General features: G+C 64.7%; 27 protein-coding genes. 11 read left to right on the top strand and 16 right to left on the bottom strand.

Translation table 11 applies throughout. From position 1 onward, the window contains the following. Positions 1-12: 12 nt before the first annotated feature. The 7 genes from ABD704_RS09600 to serS form a co-directional block, all read right to left on the bottom strand. Complete coding sequence (locus ABD704_RS09600; RefSeq protein ID WP_344699462.1) at positions 13-399, bottom strand: DUF2147 domain-containing protein; 387 nt, start codon at positions 397-399, stop codon at positions 13-15. 68 nt (positions 400-467) lie between these two features. Next, positions 468-3,692, bottom strand: coding sequence for an error-prone DNA polymerase (locus ABD704_RS09605; protein ID WP_344700526.1), 3,225 nt, complete (start codon positions 3,690-3,692; stop codon positions 468-470). Positions 3,693-3,742: 50 nt separating this feature from the next. Beyond that, positions 3,743-5,239 carry a Y-family DNA polymerase gene (locus ABD704_RS09610; RefSeq protein WP_344699463.1) on the bottom strand — a complete coding sequence of 499 codons (1,497 nt, stop codon included), beginning with the start codon at positions 5,237-5,239 and terminating at the stop codon, positions 3,743-3,745. Beyond that, entirely contained in the window at positions 5,163-5,867 is a 705-nt protein-coding gene (locus ABD704_RS09615) for an ImuA family protein (RefSeq protein WP_344699464.1), read from the bottom strand. The genes ABD704_RS09610 and ABD704_RS09615 overlap by 77 nt, the downstream gene beginning before the upstream one ends. Before the next feature lie 50 nt (positions 5,868-5,917). Then, complete coding sequence (locus tag ABD704_RS09620) at positions 5,918-6,688, bottom strand: alpha/beta fold hydrolase (RefSeq protein ID WP_344699465.1); 771 nt, start codon at positions 6,686-6,688, stop codon at positions 5,918-5,920. Positions 6,689-6,743: 55 nt separating this feature from the next. After that, the gene (locus ABD704_RS09625; protein ID WP_344699466.1) at positions 6,744-7,439 is read right to left on the bottom strand and encodes an alpha/beta fold hydrolase; all 696 of its coding nucleotides are present in this window, start codon (positions 7,437-7,439) and stop codon (positions 6,744-6,746) included. Position 7,440: 1 nt separating this feature from the next. Further along, positions 7,441-8,700 (bottom strand): serine--tRNA ligase, encoded by a 1,260-nt coding sequence (gene serS / locus ABD704_RS09630; RefSeq protein ID WP_344699467.1) that lies wholly within the window; start codon positions 8,698-8,700, stop codon positions 7,441-7,443. Between the two features lie 56 nt (positions 8,701-8,756). Between serS and ABD704_RS09635 the strand changes: the two genes are divergently transcribed. Continuing rightward, positions 8,757-9,713: a DUF808 domain-containing protein gene (locus tag ABD704_RS09635; protein ID WP_344699468.1), complete on the top strand. Its 957-nt coding sequence runs from the start codon at positions 8,757-8,759 to the stop codon at positions 9,711-9,713. On the opposite strand, the gene ABD704_RS09640 is transcribed toward ABD704_RS09635, so the two are convergent. Then, complete coding sequence (locus ABD704_RS09640) at positions 9,710-10,234, bottom strand: flavin reductase family protein (protein ID WP_344699469.1); 525 nt, start codon at positions 10,232-10,234, stop codon at positions 9,710-9,712. The two genes, ABD704_RS09635 and ABD704_RS09640, sit on opposite strands and share 4 nt — an antisense overlap. A gap of 23 nt (positions 10,235-10,257) precedes the next feature. Further along, a complete protein-coding gene (locus ABD704_RS09645) occupies positions 10,258-11,028 on the bottom strand; it encodes a phenylalanine 4-monooxygenase (RefSeq protein ID WP_344699470.1) in 771 nt (256 codons plus the stop codon). A gap of 278 nt (positions 11,029-11,306) precedes the next feature. Between ABD704_RS09645 and ABD704_RS09650 the strand changes: the two genes are divergently transcribed. Then, on the top strand, positions 11,307-11,669 hold the full coding sequence (locus tag ABD704_RS09650; protein ID WP_344699471.1) for a VanZ family protein: 363 nt from the start codon (positions 11,307-11,309) through the stop codon (positions 11,667-11,669). A gap of 485 nt (positions 11,670-12,154) precedes the next feature. Here ABD704_RS09650 and ABD704_RS09655 read toward each other — a convergent pair whose 3' ends face one another. Beyond that, positions 12,155-12,397 (bottom strand): hypothetical protein, encoded by a 243-nt coding sequence (locus tag ABD704_RS09655; RefSeq protein ID WP_344699472.1) that lies wholly within the window; start codon positions 12,395-12,397, stop codon positions 12,155-12,157. 51 nt (positions 12,398-12,448) lie between these two features. Here ABD704_RS09655 and ABD704_RS09660 point away from each other — a divergent pair, with 51 nt between their 5' ends. Next, positions 12,449-12,583: a hypothetical protein gene (locus ABD704_RS09660; protein WP_344699473.1), complete on the top strand. Its 135-nt coding sequence runs from the start codon at positions 12,449-12,451 to the stop codon at positions 12,581-12,583. Between the two features lie 64 nt (positions 12,584-12,647). On the opposite strand, the gene ABD704_RS09665 is transcribed toward ABD704_RS09660, so the two are convergent. Then, complete coding sequence (locus ABD704_RS09665; protein WP_344699474.1) at positions 12,648-12,806, bottom strand: Flp family type IVb pilin; 159 nt, start codon at positions 12,804-12,806, stop codon at positions 12,648-12,650. A gap of 122 nt (positions 12,807-12,928) precedes the next feature. Here ABD704_RS09665 and ABD704_RS09670 point away from each other — a divergent pair, with 122 nt between their 5' ends. Next, positions 12,929-13,174 (top strand): FxDxF family PEP-CTERM protein, encoded by a 246-nt coding sequence (locus ABD704_RS09670; protein ID WP_344699475.1) that lies wholly within the window; start codon positions 12,929-12,931, stop codon positions 13,172-13,174. Positions 13,175-13,234: 60 nt separating this feature from the next. On the opposite strand, the gene ABD704_RS09675 is transcribed toward ABD704_RS09670, so the two are convergent. Next, positions 13,235-13,489: a 4a-hydroxytetrahydrobiopterin dehydratase gene (locus ABD704_RS09675; RefSeq protein WP_344699476.1), complete on the bottom strand. Its 255-nt coding sequence runs from the start codon at positions 13,487-13,489 to the stop codon at positions 13,235-13,237. A 186-nt stretch (positions 13,490-13,675) separates the two neighbouring features. Between ABD704_RS09675 and hppD the strand changes: the two genes are divergently transcribed. Genes hppD through paaD form a run of 3 tightly spaced genes read left to right on the top strand, consistent with a single transcriptional unit; the run spans position 13,676 to position 16,447 of the window. Then, positions 13,676-14,776, top strand: a complete 1,101-nt coding sequence (hppD, locus tag ABD704_RS09680) for a 4-hydroxyphenylpyruvate dioxygenase (protein WP_344699477.1) — start codon at positions 13,676-13,678, stop codon at positions 14,774-14,776. After that, positions 14,773-15,975 carry a 3-oxoadipyl-CoA thiolase gene (gene pcaF, locus ABD704_RS09685; RefSeq protein ID WP_344700527.1) on the top strand — a complete coding sequence of 401 codons (1,203 nt, stop codon included), beginning with the start codon at positions 14,773-14,775 and terminating at the stop codon, positions 15,973-15,975. The genes hppD and pcaF overlap by 4 nt, the downstream gene beginning before the upstream one ends. Before the next feature lie 10 nt (positions 15,976-15,985). Beyond that, on the top strand, positions 15,986-16,447 hold the full coding sequence (gene paaD, locus ABD704_RS09690; RefSeq protein ID WP_344699479.1) for a 1,2-phenylacetyl-CoA epoxidase subunit PaaD: 462 nt from the start codon (positions 15,986-15,988) through the stop codon (positions 16,445-16,447). Between the two features lie 15 nt (positions 16,448-16,462). On the opposite strand, the gene dgoD is transcribed toward paaD, so the two are convergent. Genes dgoD through ABD704_RS09705 form a run of 3 tightly spaced genes read right to left on the bottom strand, consistent with a single transcriptional unit; the run spans position 16,463 to position 19,777 of the window. Then, positions 16,463-17,614 carry a galactonate dehydratase gene (dgoD, locus tag ABD704_RS09695; RefSeq protein ID WP_344699480.1) on the bottom strand — a complete coding sequence of 384 codons (1,152 nt, stop codon included), beginning with the start codon at positions 17,612-17,614 and terminating at the stop codon, positions 16,463-16,465. After that, entirely contained in the window at positions 17,611-18,888 is a 1,278-nt protein-coding gene (locus tag ABD704_RS09700; RefSeq protein ID WP_344699481.1) for a family 1 glycosylhydrolase, read from the bottom strand. The genes dgoD and ABD704_RS09700 overlap by 4 nt, the downstream gene beginning before the upstream one ends. 40 nt (positions 18,889-18,928) lie before the next feature. Then, complete coding sequence (locus ABD704_RS09705) at positions 18,929-19,777, bottom strand: SMP-30/gluconolactonase/LRE family protein (protein WP_344699482.1); 849 nt, start codon at positions 19,775-19,777, stop codon at positions 18,929-18,931. A 108-nt stretch (positions 19,778-19,885) separates the two neighbouring features. Here ABD704_RS09705 and ABD704_RS09710 point away from each other — a divergent pair, with 108 nt between their 5' ends. The 4 genes from ABD704_RS09710 (at position 19,886) to ABD704_RS09725 (ending at position 23,177) form a co-directional block, all read left to right on the top strand. Continuing rightward, positions 19,886-20,773, top strand: a complete 888-nt coding sequence (locus ABD704_RS09710) for a 2-dehydro-3-deoxygalactonokinase (RefSeq protein ID WP_344699483.1) — start codon at positions 19,886-19,888, stop codon at positions 20,771-20,773. Next, positions 20,770-21,402: a 2-dehydro-3-deoxy-6-phosphogalactonate aldolase gene (locus ABD704_RS09715; RefSeq protein WP_344699484.1), complete on the top strand. Its 633-nt coding sequence runs from the start codon at positions 20,770-20,772 to the stop codon at positions 21,400-21,402. Before ABD704_RS09710 ends, ABD704_RS09715 begins: the two co-directional genes overlap by 4 nt. Then, positions 21,399-22,328: a Gfo/Idh/MocA family protein gene (locus ABD704_RS09720; protein ID WP_344699485.1), complete on the top strand. Its 930-nt coding sequence runs from the start codon at positions 21,399-21,401 to the stop codon at positions 22,326-22,328. The genes ABD704_RS09715 and ABD704_RS09720 overlap by 4 nt, the downstream gene beginning before the upstream one ends. Positions 22,329-22,421: 93 nt before the next feature. Next, positions 22,422-23,177, top strand: coding sequence for a Crp/Fnr family transcriptional regulator (locus tag ABD704_RS09725; RefSeq protein ID WP_344699486.1), 756 nt, complete (start codon positions 22,422-22,424; stop codon positions 23,175-23,177). Here the strand turns inward: ABD704_RS09725 and pyrC are convergent. Next, positions 23,174-24,184 carry a dihydroorotase gene (gene pyrC, locus ABD704_RS09730; RefSeq protein ID WP_344700528.1) on the bottom strand — a complete coding sequence of 337 codons (1,011 nt, stop codon included), beginning with the start codon at positions 24,182-24,184 and terminating at the stop codon, positions 23,174-23,176. The two genes, ABD704_RS09725 and pyrC, sit on opposite strands and share 4 nt — an antisense overlap. Positions 24,185-24,198 lie beyond the last annotated feature (14 nt).

Here is a 24,198-nt window from a genome sequence, read left to right on the forward strand (position 1 = left end):
GAACGCCAAGGACTAGTCGGACGCGGGCATTGGGCCTTTTTGGCGCGTCCATAACTGCGTTCGGCAGAAGAAGCCGGCGAAGGCGCAGCCCGTCAGCTTGATCTGACGCGCCCCGGCGGTTTGCAGCCGGGCTGACACGTGAATGTTGTCGTCGGGAATGAAGAGGCTGCCGGCCCAATATCCATGCGCGCGCTTCAGGCCGCTAAGCACGGTGGTTCCCACAACATTGCGAGCGCCTTTCGCCGCCTCGCGTTGTCCTCGGGGCGACGCCCATACGACCTTGCCGCACAATTCGTGGCCGCACGGTGCGATTTCGATGATCGCGCTCCCGATCGGGTTCATCCAGTAACCCTCTATCGGTGCGCGCGAGCGCTCCTGCGCAGCGGTCAGCGCGAGCATTGCAGCGATTCGAGCGAGGCCGCGCATGATGCGCTGTGGCGTGGCGCATGTGTCCGGCGGATGTCAGCTTAATGAAAATCGCGGCTTTTGGGGATGATTTCGACGTCGCGCGGGTGAGCGGCGGCGGGTGCGCGCCAGCTTCCCGCGCCGTCGCCCTGGTTAAGCGTCGAAGGCATCAGCTCGTCGCTTAATTGGCGCAGCATGTGGGTGTGATCCTCGAGCTTGCGGACGACGAGATGGATGACGCCGTCCTCGGCATCTTTCTGGATGACGCCGTGCACCGCCATCAGGCGCGCCCCCATGACGATCTTGCGCTGCCTGTCGAATACGTCGGGCCAGACGACCAGGTTGGCGATCCCCGTCTCGTCTTCCAGCGTGATGAAGCAGACGCCCTTGGCGCTCCCCGGCCGCTGACGGATCAGCACCAGCCCCGCCATTGAAAGCCTCTTCCCGTCGCGGATGGACTTCAGCTGGTCGGCGGTGACGAACTTCAAGCGCCCATAATGTTCGCGCAGGAATCGCATCGGGTGCGCCTTCAGGCTGAGCCGGACGGTCTGGTAATCGTTCACGACATGCTCGCTGAGCGGCATGACCGGAAGCTTCGCCGGATCGCTCTCCGACCCTTCGTCGCGCGCTTCGGCATAAGCAAACAAGGGCAGGTCGGGCGCCTGCTTCAGTGCGCGCGAATCCCACAGCGCCGCCCGCCGGTCGAGGTTCATCGAACGGAATGCGTCGGCCGCCGCTAGCCGCTGGATCGCATGCACCGGCACTCCGCCGCGGCTGCGCAACTCCTCGACCGTCCGATAGGGCTTGCCCGCCACCAGTCGTGCGGCGGCATTCGCATGAAGCCCCTCGATCTGCCGCAGGCCGAGGCGGAGCGCGCCGCCCTCCAGCGTGCAGTCCCACGCGCTCTCGTTCACGTCGACTTCGCGTACTTCGACGCCATGCTCGCGCGCATCGCGGACGATTTGCGCGGGCGCGTAAAAACCCATCGGTTGCGAATTCAGCAGCCCACAGGCGAATGCCGCCGGATATCGCCACCTCAGCCAGCTCGACACGTAGACGAGGTGGGCAAAGCTCGCTGCATGGCTTTCGGGGAAGCCATATTCCCCAAAGCCCTTGATCTGGTCGAAGCAGCGCTGCGCGAAATCGGGGTCATAGCCGCGTTCGACCATCCGTCCGACCATCTTGTCCTGCAGTGCGTTGATGTCCCCGCGCGACCGGAACGTCGCCATCGCCTTGCGCAGTTCGTTCGCTTCCTGGGACGAGAATTTCGCCGCATCGAGCGCGATTTTCATCGCCTGCTCCTGGAAGATCGGCACGCCCATGGTCCGGCCCAGGATCCGCTCGAGCTCGTCGGGCGGCCCGTGCTCGGGATCCGGGCAAGGGAAGGTCACCGGCTCCTTGCCCGACCGCCGTTTGAGGAACGGGTGGACCATGTCGCCCTGGATCGGGCCCGGCCGCACGATCGCGACTTCGATGACGAGATCGTAGAAGCGCCGCGGCTTCAGGCGCGGAAGCATGTTCATCTGCGCCCGGCTCTCGACCTGAAACACGCCGAGCGAGTCTCCGCGGCAGAGCATGTCGTAGACCTCGGGCACCTCCTGCGGGATCGTCGCAAGCTCCCACCGTTCGCCCTCGTGCAGGTCGATGAGGTCGAAGCATTTGCGGATGCAGGTCAGCATGCCGAGCGCGAGGACGTCGATCTTGAGGATGCCCAGCTCCTCGATGTCGTCCTTGTCCCATTCGATGAAGGTACGGTCGTCCATCGCGCCGTTGCCGATCGGTACCGTCTCGGTCAGCGGCCGCTCGGTCAGGATGAAGCCGCCGACATGCTGCGACAGGTGACGAGGCATGCCGATCAACTGCTCGGCGAGCTTCATCGTCCGTTTCAAATGCGGATCGGTGAGGTCGAGCCCGGCTTCGTCGGCCCGCGCGTCGTCCAGCTCAGGGTCCATGCTGCCCCAGACGGTCGATGCCATCGCGCCGCACACGTCCTCGCTAAGGCCCATCACTTTGCCCACTTCACGGATCGCCGATCGCGGGCGGTAGTGGATGATGGTCGCCGCAATGCCGGCGCGGTCGCGGCCGTACTTTTCGTAAATGTGCTGGATCACCTCCTCGCGCCGCTCGTGTTCGAAATCGACGTCGATGTCGGGCGGCTCCTTGCGCTCCTCGGAGATGAAGCGTTCGAACAGCAACTCGTTCACCGACGGGTCGACCGAGGTGATGCCAAGGCAGAAGCATACTGCGCTGTTCGCCGCCGACCCGCGCCCCTGGCAAAGGATCGCCTGCGATCTCGCGAACGCCACGATGTCGTGGACGGTCAGGAAATAACGCGCGAAATCGAGCTTCTCGATCAGCGGCAGCTCATAGTTGAGCTGTTTCAGCACTTTCTCCGGAATGCCGTCGGGCCAGCGCATGTTGGCGCCTTCCCAGGTCAGATGCTCCAGATACTCCTGCGGCGTGCGGCCGTCGGGCACCGTCTCCCGGGGATATTCGTAGCGCAGCTCGTCGAGGCTGAAGCGAAGCGAGTCCGCAAAGGCGCGCGTCGCCGCGATGGCGTGCGGCCAGCGGGCGAACAGCCGCACCATCTCCCCGGGCGATTTCAAATGCCGCTCGGCGTTCGGGTTAAGCAGATAACCCGCTGTCGCGATCGTCACTTTCTCGCGAATGCAGGTGACGACATCCTGCAACGGCCGGCGGTCGGGGACATGATAATGAACGTCGTTGGTGGCAAGGATCGTGCAGCCATGTTGGCGCGCCAGCCGGTCCAGCCGCTCGATCCGCGCGCTATCGTCGCCCCGGTAAAGCCAGCCTGCCGCGATACGGCCAAGTGACGTCAAAGCGTCGCGCAGCGGTGGCAATTCCCGTTCGAACGCATCAAGGTCTTCGCTCGGCCAGGCGATGAAAGCGATGCCTTCCTGAAGCGCCGCGACATCTTCCAGCGCAAGATCGCATTCGCCTTTCTCGGCGCGAAGCTTGCCGGTGCTAAGCAGGCGCGAGAGCCGCCCATAGCCGTCGCGATCGATGGGATAGGCAAGCAGGCTCGGCGCATCGCTAAGGTCTAGCCGGCAACCGATCAGCGGCTTGAGGCCCACCGCCTTGCAGGCGCTATGCATCCTGACCACCCCGGCCAGCGTGTTGCGGTCGGCGATGCCGATGGCATCATAATCGAGCGACAATGCCGTGCTCACCAGCTCGATTGCGTCCGACGCGCCGCGCAGGAAGGAGAAGGGAGAACTAACCCCCAGCTCCACATAAACCGATGGCGATATCGGCGGCGGCGGCATGTCGCTGGTCCGCACCAGCTTGAGCCGCGAGAATGCCGGCTGTTCGGGCATCAGCCGAAAAGCCCGTGGATGTACCAGCCGGGCAGGTCGCCGCGGCCGTCGCCGATCAGCCCCTCGCGATAGATCCAGTAGCGGCGGCCGGTCGCATCCTCGACGCGGTAATAATCGCGCAGCCGTGCCGACGAGGGCGACCGCCACCATTCGGGCGCTATCCGCTCCGGCCCTTCGACGCGCGCGATGTCATGAACGGCACGACGCCAGACGAAACGCCGCGGCATGCCTTCGGGCGTCGCATAAATGACGTCGATCGCTTCCGGCCGGTCGAGCAGGCGCTGCGGCCGTTGGACCGGCGGAAGCGCGATCGCCTCGCTTTTGGCGAGCGCGCTGACCCAGCCACTGGCGCGCTCGGGCAGGTGGCTTTCCTCCGGCCGCGGGCGCCGTACCGCGCGTGGGCCCAGCTTCACCGTCAGCCGGTCGACCAAACGCGCCAGCTCGCGCTCGCCTGAGGGCTCCTCGACCAGGCTATCCTGTGCCGCGCCCTGGCCCTCGATCCAGTCGGCGACCAGCGCAAAGGCGTCGAAGCCGAAGCCGGGATCGAGCGCCGCGGCCTTGTCGGCAAGAAGCCGCTGGAGGTGCCTGGGATCGCGGCTGGCGATGGCGGTCGCGACCGACGCCGTCGCCACGCTGCCGTCGACACGAAAACCGTGGAGCGCGAGCCGCCGCGCGCCAAGATGCCGCTCCTGCAACTGCCGGACGAGGTCGGGGATCAGCCGCTCGAGCGCCTGCGCTCCGGCTTCCGGATGGGTCGCCGGCTCCTCCAGCCGAAGCGCGGCGCGGGGTGGTGGGTCGACGGGCGCCGCGGTCAGTGGCTCGAGCTTGCGGCCGAGCGCGCGGTCGAGCGCGTCGACTACATCCTCGCCGCCGCGAAACCGCCGCGCCAGCGCCAGCCGCGGCACGTCGATGAGCGCCCCTACGGTCTTGAGCCCAAGCCGCTCGAGCGTGCGTACCGTGTCTGCACCCAAGCGAAGTGCCGAAACGTGCAGCGGGGCCAGCCTCGCCGCTACGTCCGCGCCGCAAATGCAGGGCGCCTGATGGGCCAAAGCCCATGCCGCCGCCGCCGTTGGGGCGATCGCCACGCGCGCCGTCAGCCCGACCCGAGCAAAGCATCGGTGCACGTCGCGCGCCAAGCCCTGCTCGCCACCGAAAAGGTGCGCCACGCCGCTGACGTCGAGCCGAAATCCGTCGCCATCGACTTCGACCAATGGCGACCAGCGACCTGCCCATCGCGCCAGGCGCTCGACCAGCCGCGCATCGGCGGACGGGTCGGCGGGCTCGGCGATCAGCGTCGGATCGAGTGCGCGGGCATCGGTCAGCCGCGCGCCGGCCCGTGCCCCGCGTTCGGCGGCGGCCTGGGTCACGGCATGAATGATGAAGCCGTGCGTGCCCTCGACGGTCAGGACGACCGGCGCGTCAGGCGAGCAGTCGGCGTTCTTCGCCCAGCGCTCGATCGCCAGGGCCGGCAACCAGATGGAAAGTATCCGCGTCATAGGCGATGCCCCAGCGCCCCGGCGGCAAACCGCGCGCCCGGAATAGCTCGGCATCCCATGCCGGCGTCCCCGGCGCGCGCGGGTCGAGCGCATTTTCGAGTGACAGCGCGCTCGCGAGGCGCCAGCGCATCCGCGCGCCGCTGAGGTTCGCATTGCCGCCAAGCCTCACCAGCCAGCATGACGTCCCGCTGCGTTCCGACGCCACCGCCAGCCGCCGCGTCGCGGTGAAGTCGAGCGCGCCTGGGTCGCCCCATATCTCGCCGATCACGGCAGAAATCGCGGCGCACCTTACGCCCTCTTCCATCGCCCATAGGGCGTCGCGTGCGTCGCGCGCCTCGATGTGGATGAGCTCGCGGCCGGGCATCCCCGGCGGGTAGATGCGCCCGCTTTCGAGGATCGCCATCCGGTCCTGCACCCACAGCAACGGCTTGCCCGTGCCGAGCTGTGGGAGCAGGAACCCCGCCCAGCCGCCGTCGCGCGGGTGGGCGGCGAACAGTTCGGACAGGGTGGGGCCGGACGGGACGGGCAAGCGCCATCGTCCGCCCGGCCCGCTGGGGAGCCGGTCTTTTTCGGCCGCACGGCTTGCGCCGCCGGCGACCAGATTAAGGTCTCCTGCCACACGACTCACAACGTCTTTGTTCTACTTTTGTTCTTTGTCCCGCGACTCAGCGGCAGGAGTCAAGAGTTCGACTCGGAAGGCCGTTTGGCGATCGGCGGACGACCCTCGGTTCGCGTCAAAAAGGCGCCGATCTCGTGCACGATCTGCGCCAGCGCGGGGCGCCATAGCACCGCGCCAATATGGTTGGTGTCGATCTCCACATGGTGATCGATTTCGTGATCGCGCCCGCGCGCGGCGCTCGGCGCGACGATTCCATCGCGCCGCGACCAGAAGGCCAGCGTCGGTACCGGCGGCTTGCCTTCGCCGCGCTTGAACGGCGGCTCGTTGACGTCGTGCCCCGCCACCCGCTCGTACCATTCGCGGATGTTGGTGTTGGTCTTGAAGTCGCCGGAGAAAGGCGAGCAGAGCGTCACTACCGCGCGCACTTGCTCCGGGTGCGAATGCGCAAACTCGCGCGCGAACATCCCGCCCAGGCTCCATCCGACCAGCAGGATCGGACGGCCGTCGTAGATTTCGTCAATCCGTTTCTTCAGTTGCTTAAGGGTGTCGCGCTTGGCGCCGAGATTGACGCCGAGGCCCCAGGGATATGCGCGCCATCCCGCCCGCGCCAGCGCGCGGCGGATGTCCATCGTCGTCCGGTCACTGGAGAGAAAGCCCGGGAGAACGAGCACCGGCGGCCCGTCCTCCGGGCCTCGAGGGCCCACGGGGCCAAGTCCCGCAAGGAAGCGCGGAAGGTGCCAGGCGATCTCGCGAAAACGGTGCCATCCGGGCGGCGCAAGGTCGTCCGGGTGAACCGAGCTGGCAGTCCCGGCCGCAGCGGTTCGCGCCAATTTCACAACAAGGAAGATATGTTCCTTGCGTTAGTGAAACAATAAGTTGCTGGAATCAGCTGTCCTTTTTCAGGAATCTGTCGATTTCGCGCACCACGTCCCGCGTCGTTCGCTTCGACAGGCCGAACGCCATGTGTGTGCAACTCAACTCGACTTCCTCGTCGCGCTCGTGATCGAGCCCGCGCGCGGCGCGTGGCGCGATCAACCCATCCTTGCGCGACCACAGCGCTAGGTGCGGGACCGGCGGCTTGCCCGTGTTGCGGGGAAGCGGCGGCTCATCGACCTTGTGACCGGCGACCCGCTCGTAGATCCGCCAGACATGGTTCTGCTTGGGATCGCCCGAAAAGGGGGAGCCGAGGGTGACCACCGCGCGAACGCGATCGGGCGCTGCTCGACCCAGTTCCCGCGCGAATAGGCCGCCGAGGCTCCAGCCGACGACGAGGACGGGCGCATCCGGCGAAATCTCGTCGAGCCTCTTCCTCAGGATCTCGACCGTGTCGGCACGCGCGCCCAAGTTCATTCCGTTGTTCCAGCCGTAAACGCGCCAACCGGCCTCCGCCAACGCCTGGCGCAAGGCCGCCGTGGTTCGATCGTTGGCGACGAAGCCGGGGATGACCAGGGCTGGCGGTCCGTGCGCGGGCCCAACAGTCCTGGTCGATCCGAACAACCGGAACATGCGCGGAAGCAGGAATGCCGCCTCGCCAACCCGCCGGTAAAGCGGCGGCAAGCGGTCGTCGCCCGTCCACCTCACCTTAGAGGAACTCGCCCCCCATTAGCTCCTGCAGCGCCTTTGGCAGCCGCACGCGCCCGTCGTCGGTCTGGTGGTTCTCCAGCAGCGGCACGAGGATGCGCGGGCTCGCCAACGCCGTATTGTTCAGCGTGTGCGCGAACCGCACCTTGCCGTCGGCACCGCGATAACGAAGGTTCGCTCGCCGCGCCTGCCAGTCGTGCAGGGTCGAACAGCTGTGCGTCTCGCGATACTTGGCGAGGCTCGGCACCCAACTTTCGATGTCGTTCATGCGATATTTGCCGAGGCCCATGTCGCCCGTCGACGTCTCGATCACCTGATACGGAATCTCCAGCGCTTGGAGCAGCTGCTCGGCCAGCCCCAGCAGCTTGGCATGCCATTCCGCCGACTGCGCATCGTCGGCCTCGCAGATGACATACTGCTCGACCTTCATGAACTGATGGACGCGCAGTAGCCCGCGCACATCCTTGCCCGCGCTCCCCGCCTCGCGGCGGAAGCAGGGCGAAAGACCGGCGTAGAGGATCGGCAACTTGTCCGCCTCGATGATCTCGCCCGAATGCAGCGACGTCAGCGCGACCTCCGCTGTGCCTGCAAGCCACAGATCGTCGTTGGGAAGCTGGTAGGTCTCTTCCTCGTGCCCCGGGAACTGGCCTTGGTTGAGAAACGCCTGCTCGCGCGCGATTGCCGGCACTGTGATCGGCGTGAAGCCGGCATTGGCGATTTGCTCCAGGGCCCAGGCCATCAGCTTGGTCTCGAGCAGCGCCAGCCGCCCTTTCAGGCAATAGGTGCGCGATCCCGACACCTGCACGACACGCGACAGGTCCGCCCAGTCGTTCCTCTCGATCAGCGCCACATGATCGAGCGGTTCGAAATCGAACTTGCACCGCTCACCGACCGTGCGGCTGACGGTATTGAAGCTCTCGTCCGGCCCGATTGGCGCACCTTCGAACGGAATGCCCGGCAGCTTCAGCATCAAAGCTTTCAGCGCGGCTTCCTTGCCGGAAAGCTCGCCCTCGATCGCCGAAGCGCGCGCGCCGGCCTCCTTGGCCTGCTTGCCTAGCTCCGCCTTTTCCTCGGACGTTGCATCCTTGAACTTGGCGCTCACCGCGTTCCGCTCGGCGCGCAGGCGGTCGATCTCCGTCTTCCCCGCACGCACCTCGGCGTCGAGGTCAAGCAATTGATCGAGGTCGAGCGCGACATTCTTGTCGCGGATCGCCTTCTCCACGGTCTCGCGGTTTGCCTTGACGAAATCCAGTGCCAACATGGGCGCGGCACTGCGCGAATTGCGCCGCAGTGGCAAGTTCGCGTAGGCGACAGTCCATGCCCTCAGGTCTGATTGCGCTCCTCGACGATGTCGCCACCATCGCCAAGCTCGCCGCTTCCTCGCTCGACGACGTGGCGGGCGCGGCCGGCAAGGCGAGCACCAAGGCGGCCGGCGTCGTCATCGACGATACGGCGGTGACGCCGCGCTACGTGACCGGCCTCGCGCCGGAGCGGGAGTTGCCGATCATCGGCAAGATCGCTTGGGGTTCTCTCCGCAACAAGATCGCGATCCTGCTGCCGCTGGCGCTGCTGCTGACCGCATTCGCCCCCTTCCTGATCACGCCGCTGCTGATGCTCGGCGGCGCCTATCTCGCCTTCGAAGCGACCGAGAAGATCCTCGAGAAATTGCTCCACGAGCATGAACATGAGGAGCAGCTGGTCGACGCGATGGGGGACCCGGTCGAACTCGAGAAGATGCAGGTGAAGGGCGCCATCCGCACCGACTTCATCCTATCCGCCGAGATCATGGCCATCGCGCTCGCGAGCCTCGAGCATCTGACGCTCGTCACCACCGCCTTCGCGCTGATCGTCGTGGCATTCGCGATCACCGCCGGTGTCTACGGCGTCGTCGCGTTGATCGTGAAGCTGGACGACATCGGACTGCACATGGCGCAGCGCCGCGGACGCGCCATCCGCGCCTTCGGCAACGGGCTTGTGCACGTCGTGCCCAAGCTACTAACCGCGCTGGCGACGATCGGCACTGCCGCGATGCTGTGGGTCGGCGGCGGAATCCTCCTCCACGGCCTCGAGGAGCTGCACCTCGCCGGCCCGATCCCGCACCTCATCCACGACTTCGCCCATCTTATCAGCGAGCCGCTCGGCGCCTTCGCCGGCCTCGTCGCCTGGCTGGTCAACGCGATCGGCGGCGCGCTCGTCGGCATCGTCGTCGGCAGCGTGATCGTGCTCGTCGTCCGCCGCCTCACCAAGCACCCGGAAGAACTGATCGTCGATTAATCGAAGTGCAGCCGGCGATACTTGCCGCGGAAGAACAGGAGCGGGTCGAGGCTGGCGTCGAAGCTCGCCTGCACCACTTGCCCCACCAGGATATGATGATCGCCGCCGTCATAGACCGCGTAGCGCTCGCATTCGAACACGCAGAGCGAGTCCTTGAGGATCGGCGCGCCACCTTCGCCGCATGACCAGGGCGTTCCCTCGAACCGATCACCGGCGCGCGTCGAGAAGCTGATCGACGCCGGCTGCTGCCCCGTCTGGAGCACGTTGATCGCAAAGCACGGCGCGGTCGTCAGCGCGGCCGCGGTCGCCGCTTTCTTGTGAACGCACACTAGCAGCAGCGGCGGCTCCAGCGACACCGAGGTGAAGCTGTTGACCGTCAGCCCCGAAGGCTCCCCCTCGAGCAGGCAAGTGACCACGGTCACACCCGTCGCAAAGCATCCGAGCGCGTCGCGCAGCGTGCGCGGATCATGCCCGCTGCGATACTCGCCCTTGCTTGGTTGTCCGTCCGGCTGATCGGCCATGCGCGGCCTATAACGCACGCCGGCTAGAGCGCCAGCAGCCTCTCGGGCGTCAGCGCTAGAACATCGGTCACCGTGCGTTCGACCGATTCGGAAACTAGGTAGCGCGGCTGGAAGGCGTCATGCCGGTAGGCAGTATGAACCGCCCGCTCGACCGAGAAGGGCAGGCGTTCGACCGCGTCGCTTTCCAGGCTGAAGTGCGATTCGCCGAAGCTCGACGCGAGGCCAGCGCCGAGGATCTTCAGTTCGCCGTGCTCGCGCGCCAGCCCGAACTCGACGCTGTGCCAGTAGAGGCGCGCGGCCCGAACGCCCTCGCCGGCCACGATTGCCGCCGAGCCGAGCCGCCCGACATGCTCGGCCATCTCGGCGAAGTCGTGATGCGCCAGCATCGGGATGTGACCAAACAGGTCGTGGAAGCAGTCTGGCGCTTCGAGATAATCGAGCTGCGCGCGCGTGCGAATGAAATTGCCGACCGGAAATACACGCTCGCTCAGCATCGCGAAGAAGACGTCGTCCGGCACCAACCCCGGCACCGCGACCGTGCGCCACCCGGTCCGAGGCCGAAGGATCTCGTTAAGCTCGCCAACCTCCGGAATACCTGGATGCGACAGCCGCAGCAGGTCGATCCCATGGAGAAAGGCCGACACCACCCGCGTCCCGAGCAGCTCGACTTGCCGCGCAAACAGCAGGTCCCATACCGCATGGTCTTCCTCGGTGAAGGAATCCCAAGATTGCGATACGACATAGTCCTGCCAGCGCCCGGCCGGCTGGTCCCTGACAATCGTCTCCTGAAGCATCTGGTGGTCCTTTCATGGGCATTAAAAAACCCGCCGAGCGGGCCGCTGGCGGGTTGGAGGCTGGTGTCTGTCGCTAAGCGCGCGTCAGCTCGTTCCAGCCTCCCGCACGTAATAAGAGCTCGCCGGCGCGGCCGCAGTGGCGCAAACGGTCAGAGCGAGGTCGGTCGTGCGGTTCATCGGCGTGGTCTATGACAGATGCCGCCTGAACGCTCAATGTCGGCTAGCCGCTCCGGCCATTTCGTTTGCTTGGGGCGAGTGCGCCACGCTACGCCGTGCCTATGAACCTCGCGCGCGTGTCGAAACTCATTTTCTGGGCCGCGATGGTCTTCGCCTTTGTCATGGCGATCCTGCCTCAGCCGCCCGAGCTCCCTGGGCAGCCCAATGACAAAGTCCAGCACATGGTGGCCTTCGCAATGCTCGCCGCGCTCGACGCTTGGGCTTATGCGCGAAGCGACCTCTGGCGGCTTTTCGTCGGCTTGTCGTTCTTCGGCGCGTTCATCGAATTTGTGCAGGCCATTCCTGCCATCCACCGCGACAGCGACCTGAAGGACTGGATCGCCGACACGGTTGCGGCGGCGCTAGTCCTTGTGATTGTCCGATTGTGGCGTTGGCGCCGCCGCGAGGAACAGCCGGCGCCTTAACGAACTCCGGCCTCTCCGCTCAGGCGGGGATGCGTGTCCGGATTTGCCCTTTACGCGAATGAGCGATCGCTCCCGCGTCAGCTCGGATCGCCAGATCGTCGAAGGCGCTCGCTACGCTGAGAAGAAAGGGCGCCTCGGGCCGGCCCGCATATTCGCAGGCCTGGCGACGGCAGTTTTCAGCTTGCTCCTTGAACATCATGATGCGCACTCCGCTAGGTACAACACCGTTGTGCCGCACTACGCGCCAGCATTCCCGACATGGGTCTACGAGGTTCGCGAGTCATTCTTGTTACGACGGTCTCGGCACTTGGCCCGGCAGCAACAGGGACGGCCTGTTCTAGTTCCCGTCGATTTGCCCCAGGCAGCCAATGGCCGCGCCCGTCTGTGCAATATATCCGATTCACGTTGGTTCCACCAGCGGAACAGCCGTGAGGGCGAGCGTGCGATTTATGGTTAAATCCGTGTTAAATCGCCTAGCGAACGAATCACTTCGACTCGTCGATGCCATTCCTTGCCCATGCGAACCTGCCGGAGCCTTCACGGTCACGACCATGCCGGCGCCGGCGCAGCTCGGCCGCTCTCTTGAAGAGAAAGTCAGACTCCGCCGGGCGACCATGCAACTGCGCTTCGGCCAGGAAGTCGCGGCGCTTGCGATCCGCGACGTATGGAGCGCCTGTTGCGAGCTCCTTCTCGCGTCCTAACTCGTCCGCGAAAGCAAGCTCGACCACTTCATCCTCGATGTCGAGCAGGTATTCAACGTCATCTACGACGGTGAATTGATGCTTTGCGTCCCCTCGCCCGAGCAGCGTTTCCCGGTTCGGATCGACGTCTTTGCACAGTCGCTGGAACGAGTCGTCGAGGAGATACTCGCCGGGACGAGCTGTACGCCCGTCATGCAGATCGACGCGGCCTAAGGAGCGTCGGAAATCCGCGCCCAGCCTTATTCTTCGAGGTTCAGCGTTTCGCTGCTGATGTAGGTCAGAGCTTGTTGGACACGTTGTTGAACATCGTGTCGATCTTGGAGCCGAGCCCTTCGAAGGCCCCCACGGCCGCAATCGCAATCAATGAAGCGACCAGCGCATACTCGATCGCATTTGCGCCCCTCTGGCAGCGAATAATTCGCATTAAACGGGACATGGACGGCTCCTGGTTAACAATACGCGCCCGATGCGGCGCCGTTGTTAACAATTTCTGCTGAGGCGTCCTGCGAATTGCTTTCGATCCATGGTTAACGGCTGTTTGCGGAGCATGCTTTTGCGGTGAGCACCAGTAATCGTCCCATCACGGGACAAGTTAAGGTTAAAAAGGAGTTTCTTTACACCATCCACATCCAGGGCACGCGCGGCAACGCCAGCTCGTTCGACGGCAACGTGAACTTCGTGGCCGCTGCACCGCCGGTTCCGGAACCGGCGACCTGGGCGATGATGATGATCGGTTTTGGTGTTGTCGGTTGGCAGCTGCGCCGCCGCACGAGCCGCCGTCAGCTGATCGCGCAGGCCGCGTAAGCTACCAGACGTTGTTCGCAAGGAGGGCGGCCCGGCGACGGGCCGCGTTTTTTGTTGGTGCTATCCGTTCGCCAGTGCCGAGATCGCCTCGGCAAGTCTGATGTCGCGCTCGGTCACGCCGCCAGCATCGTGGCTGGTCAGCCGGAAATCGACCCGGTTCCACACGCTGGTGAATTCCGGGTGATGGTCGACCTGCTCGGCATGGAGCGCGACTCGGGTCAGGAAGCCGAACGCCTCGCTAAAATCCGCAAAACGGAAGGAGCGAATGAGCGCCTTGTCGCCTTCTTCGACCGTCCAGCCTTCGGGCGCGTCCATGCACTATCCCCCTGTCATACAGCCGTCCGATTCGCTTACCCCACGATCGTGGCTTGTGACACGGCCCTAGGTGACAAAGTGGTGGAAGTAGAAGACCCCGGGATTTGACCCCCCTCACTGTGAACATCGCCGCATTCTTGAAAAGCGGCCCGGGTGAGCGCAGTTGGCGCGCAAAGGAGACAATAAATGGCTACGCAGGTCGCCGACAAATCGCCGCTCGGCCTCGAAAACCCGATGGGCACCGACGGCTTCGAATTTGTCGAATATACCGCGCCCGACATCGAACTGCTGCGCTCGCTGTTCGCGAAGATGGGGTTTCCCGAGATCGCCCGCCACAAGAGCAAGAACGTCACGCTTCACAAGCAGGGCGACTGCAACTTCATCATCAATGCCGAGCCGGGTTCCTACGCCGAACAATATGCCAAGGATCACGGGCCGAGCGCCTGCGCCATGGCTTTCCGCGTCACCGATGCAAAGGCCGCCCACGCCCGCGCGCTGAAGCTCGGCGCGACCGACGTGAAGGTGAGCAAGGGCGACGGCGAACTCGACCTGCCGGCCATCGAAGGCATCGGCGGCTCGCGCTTGTTCTTTATCGACCGCTACGGCCCGGGCTCCGGCATCGCCGGGTCGATCTACGAGGTCGACTTCGACTTCCATCCCGACTGGCAGCAGCGAATGGCCGATGCGGATTCAAAGCTCACCTATATCGACCACCTCACGCACAACGTGAACCGCGGCAACATGGCGACCTGGGCCGACTTCTACGAACGTCTCTTCAACTTCCGCGAGATTCGCTACTTCGACATCGAAGGAAAGCAGACCGGCCTGTTCTCGAAGGCGATGACCTCGCCCTGCGGCAAGATCCGCATCCCCCTCAACGAGAGCCAGGACGACAAAAGCCAGATCGAAGAATTCCTGCGCGAATATAAGGGTGAGGGGATCCAGCACATCGCGCTCGGCACATCGAACATTTACGACGCGGTCGACATCATCCGCGCACGCGGCATTCCCTTCCAGGACACCCCGGATACCTATTACGAGATGCTCCCCGAGCGCATCAAAGGCCACGACGAGAGCATCCCCGAGCTGGAGAAGCGCCGCATCCTGATGGACGGCGCGCCGACCGAAGGGCAGGGCCTTCTCCTGCAGATTTTCACCCAGAACGTGATCGGGCCGATCTTCTTCGAGATCATCCAGCGCAAGGGCAATGAAGGCTTCGGCGAGGGCAACTTCAAGGCGCTGTTTGAGAGCATCGAGCTCGATCAGGTCCGCAGGGGTGTCCTCTGATCGAAGCTTACATCTGCGACTACGTCCGCACGCCCATCGGCCGCTACGCCGGCGCGCTGAGCAGCGTCCGCGCCGACGACCTCGCCGCGATCCCGATCAAGGCGCTGATCGACCGCAATCCGGGCGTCGATTGGGCCGATCTCGACGACGTGATCCTCGGCTGCGCCAATCAGGCGGGCGAGGATAATCGCAACCTGGCCCGGATGGCGGGACTGCTCGCGGGGCTGCCGGGCAGCTCAGGCGGCGTGACGCTCAATCGCCTGTGCGGCTCCGGCCTCGACGCGGTGGCGATGGCGGCGCGGGCAATCCGAAGCGGGGAGGGCGACCTGATCATCGCCGGCGGCTCCGAAAGCATGAGCCGCGCGCCGTTTGTCATGGCCAAGGCGACGTCGGCGTTCGATCGCAATGCGGAGATATACGACACGACGATCGGTTGGCGCTTCATCAATCCGAAGATGAAGGCGGCCTACGGCGACGACACGATGCCGAGCACCGGCGAGAACGTCGCGCAGGACTTCCAAGTCAGTCGCAAGGATCAGGACGCGTTTGCGCTTCGCAGCCAGGAGAAGGCAGCTAAGGCGCAGGCGAACGGGCGTCTCGCCGCGGAAATCGTGGCGGTGCCGATCCCCCAGCGCAAAGGCGACCCGATCGTCGTAGACAAGGATGAGCATCCGCGCGCCACGACGCTCGAAGCGCTCGGCAAGCTGAAGCCGATCGTTCGCCCCGACGGCACGGTCACCGCGGGTAATGCCTCGGGCGTGAACGACGGAGCGGCGGCCATCATCATCGCCTCCGAAGAAGCGGCCAAGCGCAACGGCCTGACGCCGCGCGCCCGCGTTCTCGGCGCGGCGGTGGCCGGCGTTCCGCCGCGGATCATGGGCATCGGCCCTGCCCCCGCAACCGAGAAGCTGGCCAGGCGGCTCGGCATCAAGGTTGCAGACTTCGATGTGATCGAGCTCAACGAGGCTTTCGCGGCACAGGGCCTCGCCGTCCTGCGCCAGCTGGGCATCGCCGACGACGATGCACGGGTGAACCCCAATGGCGGCGCGATCGCGCTCGGTCATCCGCTCGGCATGTCCGGCGCCCGACTCGCGCTCACCGCGACGGAGGAACTCCAGCGCAACGGCGGCAAGCTCGCGCTCGCCACGATGTGCATCGGCGTCGGCCAGGGAATCGCGCTCGCACTCGAACGGGTGTAACATCACTCTCATGAGCGGTGTCGCAGTGCTGGACGAGGCGGCGATCATGGCCGTGCTCGAAACCATACCGGATCCAGAAATTCCGGTGCTGACGATCACGGATCTCGGCATTGTCCGTGGCTTTGTCTCCGACCCGCCGCGCGTCCGCATCAGCCCGACCTACACAGGTTGCCCCGCGACCCTCGCGATCGAACAATCAATCCGCGTGGCGCTCGACGACGCCGGCTTTCACGATGTCGGGATCGAGCGTGTCCTCTTTCCGCCCTGGACCACGGAATGGATTACAGAGCGCGGCCGCGAGCGGCTCCAAGCCTACGGCATCGCCCCGCCTAGCGAGTCAGCGACGGCGGAATGTCCGCAATGCGGTTCGACCGATACCGTCGAAGTCAGCCGCTTCGGCTCGACGCCGTGCAAAGCGCAGTGGCGCTGTAAATCCTGCCTGGAACCGTTCGAACGCTTCAAATGCCATTAGGCATCTGAGCGGCGGTCACCACTCGGCGAAGCTGCCGTCCTTCGTGCGGAAGATCGGGTTGCGCCAGCGATGGCGATCCTTGTCAGCCTCCCGCACCGCCGCCTCGTCAATCTCGACGCCGAGGCCCGGGCCTTCCGGAACCGGAAGGTAGCCGTCGATTGGCGTCAGCGCTTCCTTGTTGGTGCAGAAGTTCAACAGGTCGTGGCCGCCAGTATTATAGTGGATGCCTAGGCTGATTTCCTGGATCGCGTGGTTCGGCGTGCAGGCCGCGATTTGAAGGCAAGCGCCAAGGGCTAGCGGCCCGAGCGGGCAGTGGGGCGCGACCGCGACGTCATAGGCTTCCGCCATCGCCGCGATCTTGCGCACCTCGAGGATTCCGCCAGCGTGGCTGAGATCGGGCTGGATGATGTCGACGATGCCAGCCTCGAAGAAGGGCTTGAACTCCCACCGGCTGTAGAGCCGCTCACCGAGCGCAATCGGTGTCGAAGTGTGCTCCGCAATCTCGCGGAGGCCGTCGTGGTTTTCGGAGAGCAACGGCTCTTCGATGAACAGCAGGCCAAGCGGTTCGAGCGCCTTTGCAAGCTGCTTCGCTAGCGGCCGGTGGGCGCGTCCGTGGAAGTCGAGACCGACGTCCATGCCGAGCGTCTGCGCTGCCTCGACCCGCTTCACTACGTCATCAAATAGCTTTGGCGTTCCGATCCAGTCGAGTTCGGCTGTCGCGTTCATCTTGACCGCGTTGAAGCCCTGCTGCTTTCGCACCTCGGCGGCGTCGGCGATCTCATGCGGGCGGTCGCCGCCGATCCAGGCGTAGGAGCGCACCCTGTCGCGGACCTTGCCGCCGAGCATCTGCCAGGCAGGCAGTCCGAGCGCCCGGCCCTTGAGGTCCCACAACGCCTGCTCGAGACCGGCGAGCGCCGACATCAGCACCGCGCCGCCGCGATAGAAGCCGCCGCGGTAGCCGACCTGCCAGATATCCTCGATGTTGAACGGATCGACGCCGATGAAACGATCGCGCAAGGCTTCGAACGCGCCATCGACGGCCTCGGCCCAGCCCTCCAGGCTCGCCTCGCCCCAGCCGAATGCTCCGTCTTCGCTCTCAACGCGGACGAACAGCCAGCGCGGCGGCGCGAAGAAGGTCTCAATCCGCCCGATCTTGCGTCCGCTCATCCTTGCGCCTCGTTTGCGTTCGCTTCGCCGGCAATGTCACGACCGGCAGCGTCATCGTCGCCCTGATCATAGTCGCCGACCTTCTTGATCGGAACGACGAGGCACACGCTTTGCGCGGGAAGGACGTTGCGCCAGTCGGCGATAAGTTGCTTGTACGCCTTGCCTACGTTCCGGATCTTGCGGTCGAGGTCGAACAGGCCGAGCGGATTGACGTTGCCGTTCTTCTCCCGGAGTGCGGTGTCCCAGTCGACCTGGTCGGTCAGCGAATACCAAGTGAAGCCGACGGTGGGGATGCCGACGTTGCGGAGGCGCAGCACGTTCGCCCATTCCTTCCACAGCCACTTTACCGCCTCGTCGCCGTGCGGCCCCTCCCACAGGTTGGTCTCGGTGTGCATCACCGGCAGCCGGTAGCGGTTGTAATATTGGCGCGTGATCTCGGAATAGCCGAAGGTCTCGCCAGCCGCGACGGTGTGGCCATCCGCGAATACCCGATGCTCGTTCAGCGCATAATAGTCGTTGCCGAGGATGCAGTGCTGCTTCAGCCGATGGTCCAGGAACCACTCATATTCCTCGCGGGTCATCCCGTTATCGAGCAGGTATTGGTACATCCCGCTGTCGACGCGCCGGCCGTAATTGAGGTCGAGCGACAGGAAGCGCATCTGGTTCAGCACTTCGGCGCGGCCGATCGCAGCCGGTGAGTCCGCGTGATAATATTCGGAGCTCTCGCTCTGGATGAAGATCGCGTCGTGCCGGCGCTTGAGGATCTCGATCATCCCCATGATGTTGGCCTTCACGAGGTGCTTGAGCGCCGTGACGAATGAGCGGTCGTCCTTCTTCTGCTCGTTCCACCAGCCGTATTTGGCGGAGAAGACCGCGCAGATGAACATCTCGTTGATCGGCGTATAGAGTTGCACCCAAGGGAAGCGTTCGGCGAATTCGCCCGCATAATCGGCGAAGAGGCGCGGGAAGTCCGGGTTTTGGAAATTGCCGACCCAATCGGGCACGCCGAAGTGGCACAGGTCGACGATCGGGGTGATCTCCCGCCGCTTCAGGTCGGCGAAGACGAGGTCGGAGAACTCCCAGTCGAACTTTCCAGGCCCGAGCCATGTCTTATGGATTGGGGGACCGTAGCGGAGATAGTTGATCCCGATCTCCTGGACGCAATCGAAATCCTCGCGCCAGCGATCGTAATGGCCACAGACCTCCATCTCATCGACGCGGGTCTTGCCGTGATTGATCGTGGGATAGCTGTTCTCGATCCCCGTCGCGAACATGAAGTTAGCGATGGCTCAATCTCCTGGAGTTTTCGTGACGTCAGCCCGCATAGGGAACGTCTGCAAGTCCCCTCACACCGGGACTGAAGATAAACAATCCCCCGGCATTTGGTTGCATCTCGCGGGCGCTTTCATCGAGGCCGATGCTTGCAGACGTGATGTAAAGCCGTTCGAGATCGCGGCCGCCGAAGGTACAGCTGGTCGGCCGCGCGACGGGCATTTCGACCGTTTGCAGCCACTCTCCCGCGGGCGAATAGCGGCGAACGCACCAGCCGTCCCAAAAGGCAATCCACAGGCAGCCTTCGCTATCGACCGTCATTCCGTCGGGAAAGCCGTCGCCTCCCCCGAACTGAAGAAAGGTGCGGCGCGCCCCGGCCTTGCCGTCGGGGCCTATGTCGAAGGCGTAAGTGACCTGCGCCGCGCTGTCGTTGTGGTACATGATGTCGCCGGCGGGGCTGAACGCGGGTCCGTTGGTGACCTTGTAGCCCGTGTCGATGGCGACGCAGCTCTGGTCCACGTCGATGCAATAGAGCGTTCCAGCCGCCTCGCGCTCGCTGTCGTCCATCGTCCCGGCCCAGAAACGGCCACGGCGGTCGAGCTTGCCGTCATTGAAGCGATTGCCGGGCAGATGTTCTTCCGGGTTGGCGATCAGATAGAAGCGGTCGCTCGCCGGGTCGATGATGGCGACTCCGTCCTCGGTGCCGGCGATGAAGGCGCCATTCTTGCGGGGCGCGAGCGATCCGACTCGGCGTGACGTAGGCCAATGGCCGAGCGTGCCGTCGTCGGCGAGGCGGAAAATCTTCCGGCCCTTGATGTCAAGCCAGTAGAGCGCTTCTTCGCGCGCAACCCAGACGGGGCCCTCGCCGAGAAGGGCGTGGACATCGGCCACGCATTTGACGTTTGAGTCGACAGGCACGGAGGTGGGATAGCCGTGCGGCCCGAAAAGAAAAACGCTGCCGGATCGCGCTCGGCCAGTTTTTCGTTATGAGCGCCACGCATGGGCTGGACCGACGGATATATCGCAGTCGACTGGGGCACCACCAACCGCCGCGCCTATTTAATCGACGGCGCCGGGCACTGCATCGATGAGTTCGAGGACGGGATGGGCATCCTGTCCGTGCCGGATGGCGGCTTCCCCAATGCGGTTTCGGAGATCCGGCAGCGCTTGGGGGACAGGCCGCTGTTGCTCGCCGGGATGATCGGATCGAACCGCGGCTGGCATGAAGCACCCTATGTGCCGTGCCCCGCAGATATCGACGATCTGGTGAAAGGGTTGGTCCGGGCTGGCGACCACGAGGCAATCGTCCCGGGTGTATCTTTCATCGGAGACGGCCGCGCGGATGTGATGCGCGGCGAGGAGGTCCAACTCCTGGGCGCCGCGGCGGCAGGTCTTCTCGAGCCGGAAGCCCTCGTTTGTCATCCGGGCACGCACAATAAGTGGGCGCTACTCCGCCAAGGCAGAATCCACGACTTCCGGACTGTTATGACCGGCGAGCTATTCAGCCTGCTCAAGGGTCACAGCATACTCGCCGACCTGCTGCAGGGCGAAGTCGAGCCGAACGACACGTTCAAGGAGGCAGTTCGCCATTCCATCGCGCAACAGGCGCTGCCGGCGGACTTGTTCGCTGTTCGGGCGCGGGTGCTGCTCGGGCAGGCGAGGAAGGAAGATGCGGCGTCCTGGACCAGCGGGCTCCTGATCGGCTGCGACGTTCACATCGGGCTTGCGCGTTCGTCGGATCCGCAAGTCCACGTCATGGGCCGGCCCGAGCTCACGCGGCTCTACGCCACCGCCATCAAGGAGGCCGGACGCGAGGCAATCGAGCTCGACGGTGAACAATGTTTCCTCGCCGGCATTCATGAGATCGCCAGGAGGATCGACGGTTGAACGCGAAAGAGCTGCTGCGACACTATCTGGGCCAATGCCCGCTGATCGCGATCACGCGCGGCGTGCGGCCGGATGAAGCCGAGGCGATCGGCGACGCCATCCGCGAAGCGGGCATCCGCATCATCGAGGTCCCGCTCAATTCACCCGAGCCGTTGAAGAGCATCGAGTTGCTGGCGCGGCGGTTCGGCGACGAGGTGCTGGTCGGCGCCGGGACGGTCTTGCGGGCCGAGCAGGTGGACGAGGTGAAGAATGCCGGCGGTCGCATCATCGTTTCGCCTGACACGAATGTTGATGTCATCGCGGTGAGCGCTGCAGCCGGGCTTGTCTCCTCGCCTGGTTATTTCACGCCCACGGAGGCATTCGCAGCCATCAGTGCCGGCGCGCATGGATTGAAGCTGTTCCCCGCCGAGGGCGCTTCTCCGAAGGTCCTCCAGGCCCAGTTGGCAGTGATTCCGAAGGATATTCCGGTGCTCGCCGTGGGCGGCATCTCGCCGGACAACATGCAGCCGTGGCTGGAGGCGGGCGCCGCTGGCTTCGGGCTGGGCTCGGGGCTGTACAAGCCCGGCCAGTCTGCGGCCGAGACGCTGGAGAAGGCGCGCGCCTACGTCGCGAGCGTGAGGCGCGCATGACGCCGATCAAGATCGCCATCATCGGCTTCGGCAAGATCGCCGACGACCAGCACGTGCCATCGATCAACAGCAATCCTCGCTTCGAGCTGGTCGCGACATCGAGCCGCTCGGGGCAGGGAATCGCGAAGACCTTCACCGATTGGCGCGAACTCGTCCGCACGGTCGATGGGTTGCAGGCGGTCGCGATCACCACGCCGCCGGGCCCGCGATACGAAATTGCGCGCGAGTGCCTCGATGCGGGGCTGCACTGTCTGCTCGAAAAGCCTCCCACGGCCGGCCTGGCGCAGATCAGCGACCTCGCCTGCCTTGGGGAAGCGCGACAACTCACCGTCTACACGACGTGGCATGCGCAGCATCATTCGACGGTCGCCGCGGCGGCGCAGACCCTCGCCGGCAAGCGCGTCAAGTCGATGCAGATCCTGTGGCATGAGGACGTGCACAAGTGGCATCCGGGACAGCAGTGGATCTGGGGGCCAGGCGGCTTCGGCGTATTCGACCCCGGGATCAACGCCTTTTCCATCGCGACAAAGATCTTTCCGGGAGGCCTGTTCGTCGAGTCGGCAGAGCTGAGCGTGCCCGAAAATGCGCAGACACCTATTGCGGCGGATATCGTCTTCTCGAGTCCGCAAGCCGATGGGCCGTTGACCGCAAGCCTCGACTGGCGGCGCACCGAGGGCGAGGAATGGACGATCGCCCTCGAAACTGCCGACGGCACTTCCCTGCGCCTCGAAGGCGGCGGGTCGAAGCTGATGCTCGACGGCAAAATGCAGGAAGACGACGGGATCGGCGAATATCCCGATATCTATCGTCATTTCGTCGACCTGATCGACGAGCGCCGGAGCGATGTCGACGTCGCGCCTTTCCGGTTGGTCGCCGATTGCCTTCTAATTGGACGCACGAGCAAGGTCGAAGCCGTCGAGAGCTAATGGAGCAACTTGGCGCCGTGTGCATTTAAGCACCGCGGGTTGGGCCGGTACCGAAACAAGCTCAAGGGCGGGCTAATGCTCGGAGTGAAGGACGTGGCTGAGACAGCAACAGACGAATCGAATCAGGCTGATGAGGCCTTTGCGGGCAACCGCCTGCTAGCGACATTCTCGCGCGAAGCGCGGGCGCTGATCGAGCCCCAGGGTGTGCTCGAACAAACCCAAGTGGGCGACATCGTGCTCACGCGCGGCGAACAGGTCGAATCGAGCGTATTCCCGATCGGTTCGACCATGGTCTCCATGACGGTCGAATTGAACGGCGGCCGTTCCGTCGAGGTTGCATCGATCGGCCGTGAAGGCGCGGTCGGCGGCATCATCAGCTGCGGGCAGGCACCAGCTTATTCCCGCGCGATCGTCCTTGTCGGCGGGCCGGTTTTCCGAGTGTCGATGGGAGCGCTTGAGGATGCCAAGAAGAGGTCGGGCTTCATCTCGAACATCTTCTGCCGCTTCTCGGACTATCTGCTGGCGCAGGTGATGCAGTCGGTGGCGTGCAACGCCTTTCACTCAATCCCAGAGCGCGCAGCGCGCTGGTTGCTGCATGCGCAGGATCGCGCCGGTGATCGCATCGAGTTGACGCAGGAGGCGTTCGCGGGATTGCTTGGCGTCCAGCGGACCACCGTCAACGCGGTCATCCGGTCGCTTCAGAGCGAGGGGTTGGTTTCAACCGGGCGAGGCGTCGTGCGAGTGACCGACCGCGCGGGCCTTAAGCGCAGGGCCTGCGAATGCTACCAGCGGCTGGAAGATCATTTCGGCGCCGTAATCGGCACCAGCGGCACCGGCGGACCGCGCTAGCCGAGGAACCGCCAGCTGAGCGTTTCGCCCGCGTGGAAGGGCACCAGTCCTTCGATCTCAACGGGTACCTGCGTGTCGATGCGCTCCAGCGTGAGCCTGTCTTCGTGCGGAGGGAGGCCGTAGAAGCGCGCACCGTTAAGCGAGGTGAATGCCTCGAGCCGGTCGAGCGCGCCTTCCTCCTCGAATACGCTGACGTAGCTCTCTAGCGCGAACGGCGCATTGAAAATACCGGCGCAGCCGCAGTCGGATTCCTTCGCCTCGCGGGTGTGCGGTGCGCTGTCCGTGCCGAGGAAGAACTTGCCCGAGCCTGATGTAACGGCCTTGCGGACCGCTAGCCGGTGATGCTCGCGCTTAGCCACCGGAAGGCAATAGGCGTGCGGCCGCAGTCCGCCGGCGAAGAGCGCGTTGCGGTTGATGATCAAATGCTGCGGCGTGACGGTGGCGGCGATGTTCGGGCCCGACCCTTCGACGAAGGCCGCCGCTTCGGCCGTCGTGATATGCTCGAAAACGACCTTCAGCGCGGGGAAGTCGCGGACGACGCCTGTCAGCACTCTGTCGATGAACACTGCCTCGCGGTCGAACACATCCACGTCCGGGTCGGTGACCTCGCCATGGACGCACAGGACCATGCCGATCTGCTCCATCCGCTCCAGGGCCGGATAGATGTTGCGGATGTCGGTCACGCCAGAAGCCGAATTGGTCGTTGCGCCCGCCGGGTAGAGCTTGGCTGCGATCCAGACCTTCTGCTCGAACCCGCGCGCCAACTCGTCGGGATCAGCCTGGTCGGTCAGATAGCAGGTCATCAGCGGCGTGAAGCCGGGCCCTGCCGCCGCGAGGATCCGTTCGCGATAGGCTGACGCGGCTTCCACGCTGGTCACTGGCGGGACGAGATTGGGCATGACGATTGCCCGGCCGAACTGCCGCGCCGTGTAGGGCGCGACCTTGCGCAGCATCCCGCCGTCGCGAAGGTGAACGTGCCAGTCATCGGGACGGCGGATGGTCAGCATTTGCGAAGCCACGG

The organism is Sphingomonas limnosediminicola (assembly GCF_039537965.1).
GTDB lineage: Bacteria > Pseudomonadota > Alphaproteobacteria > Sphingomonadales > Sphingomonadaceae > Sphingomicrobium > Sphingomicrobium limnosediminicola.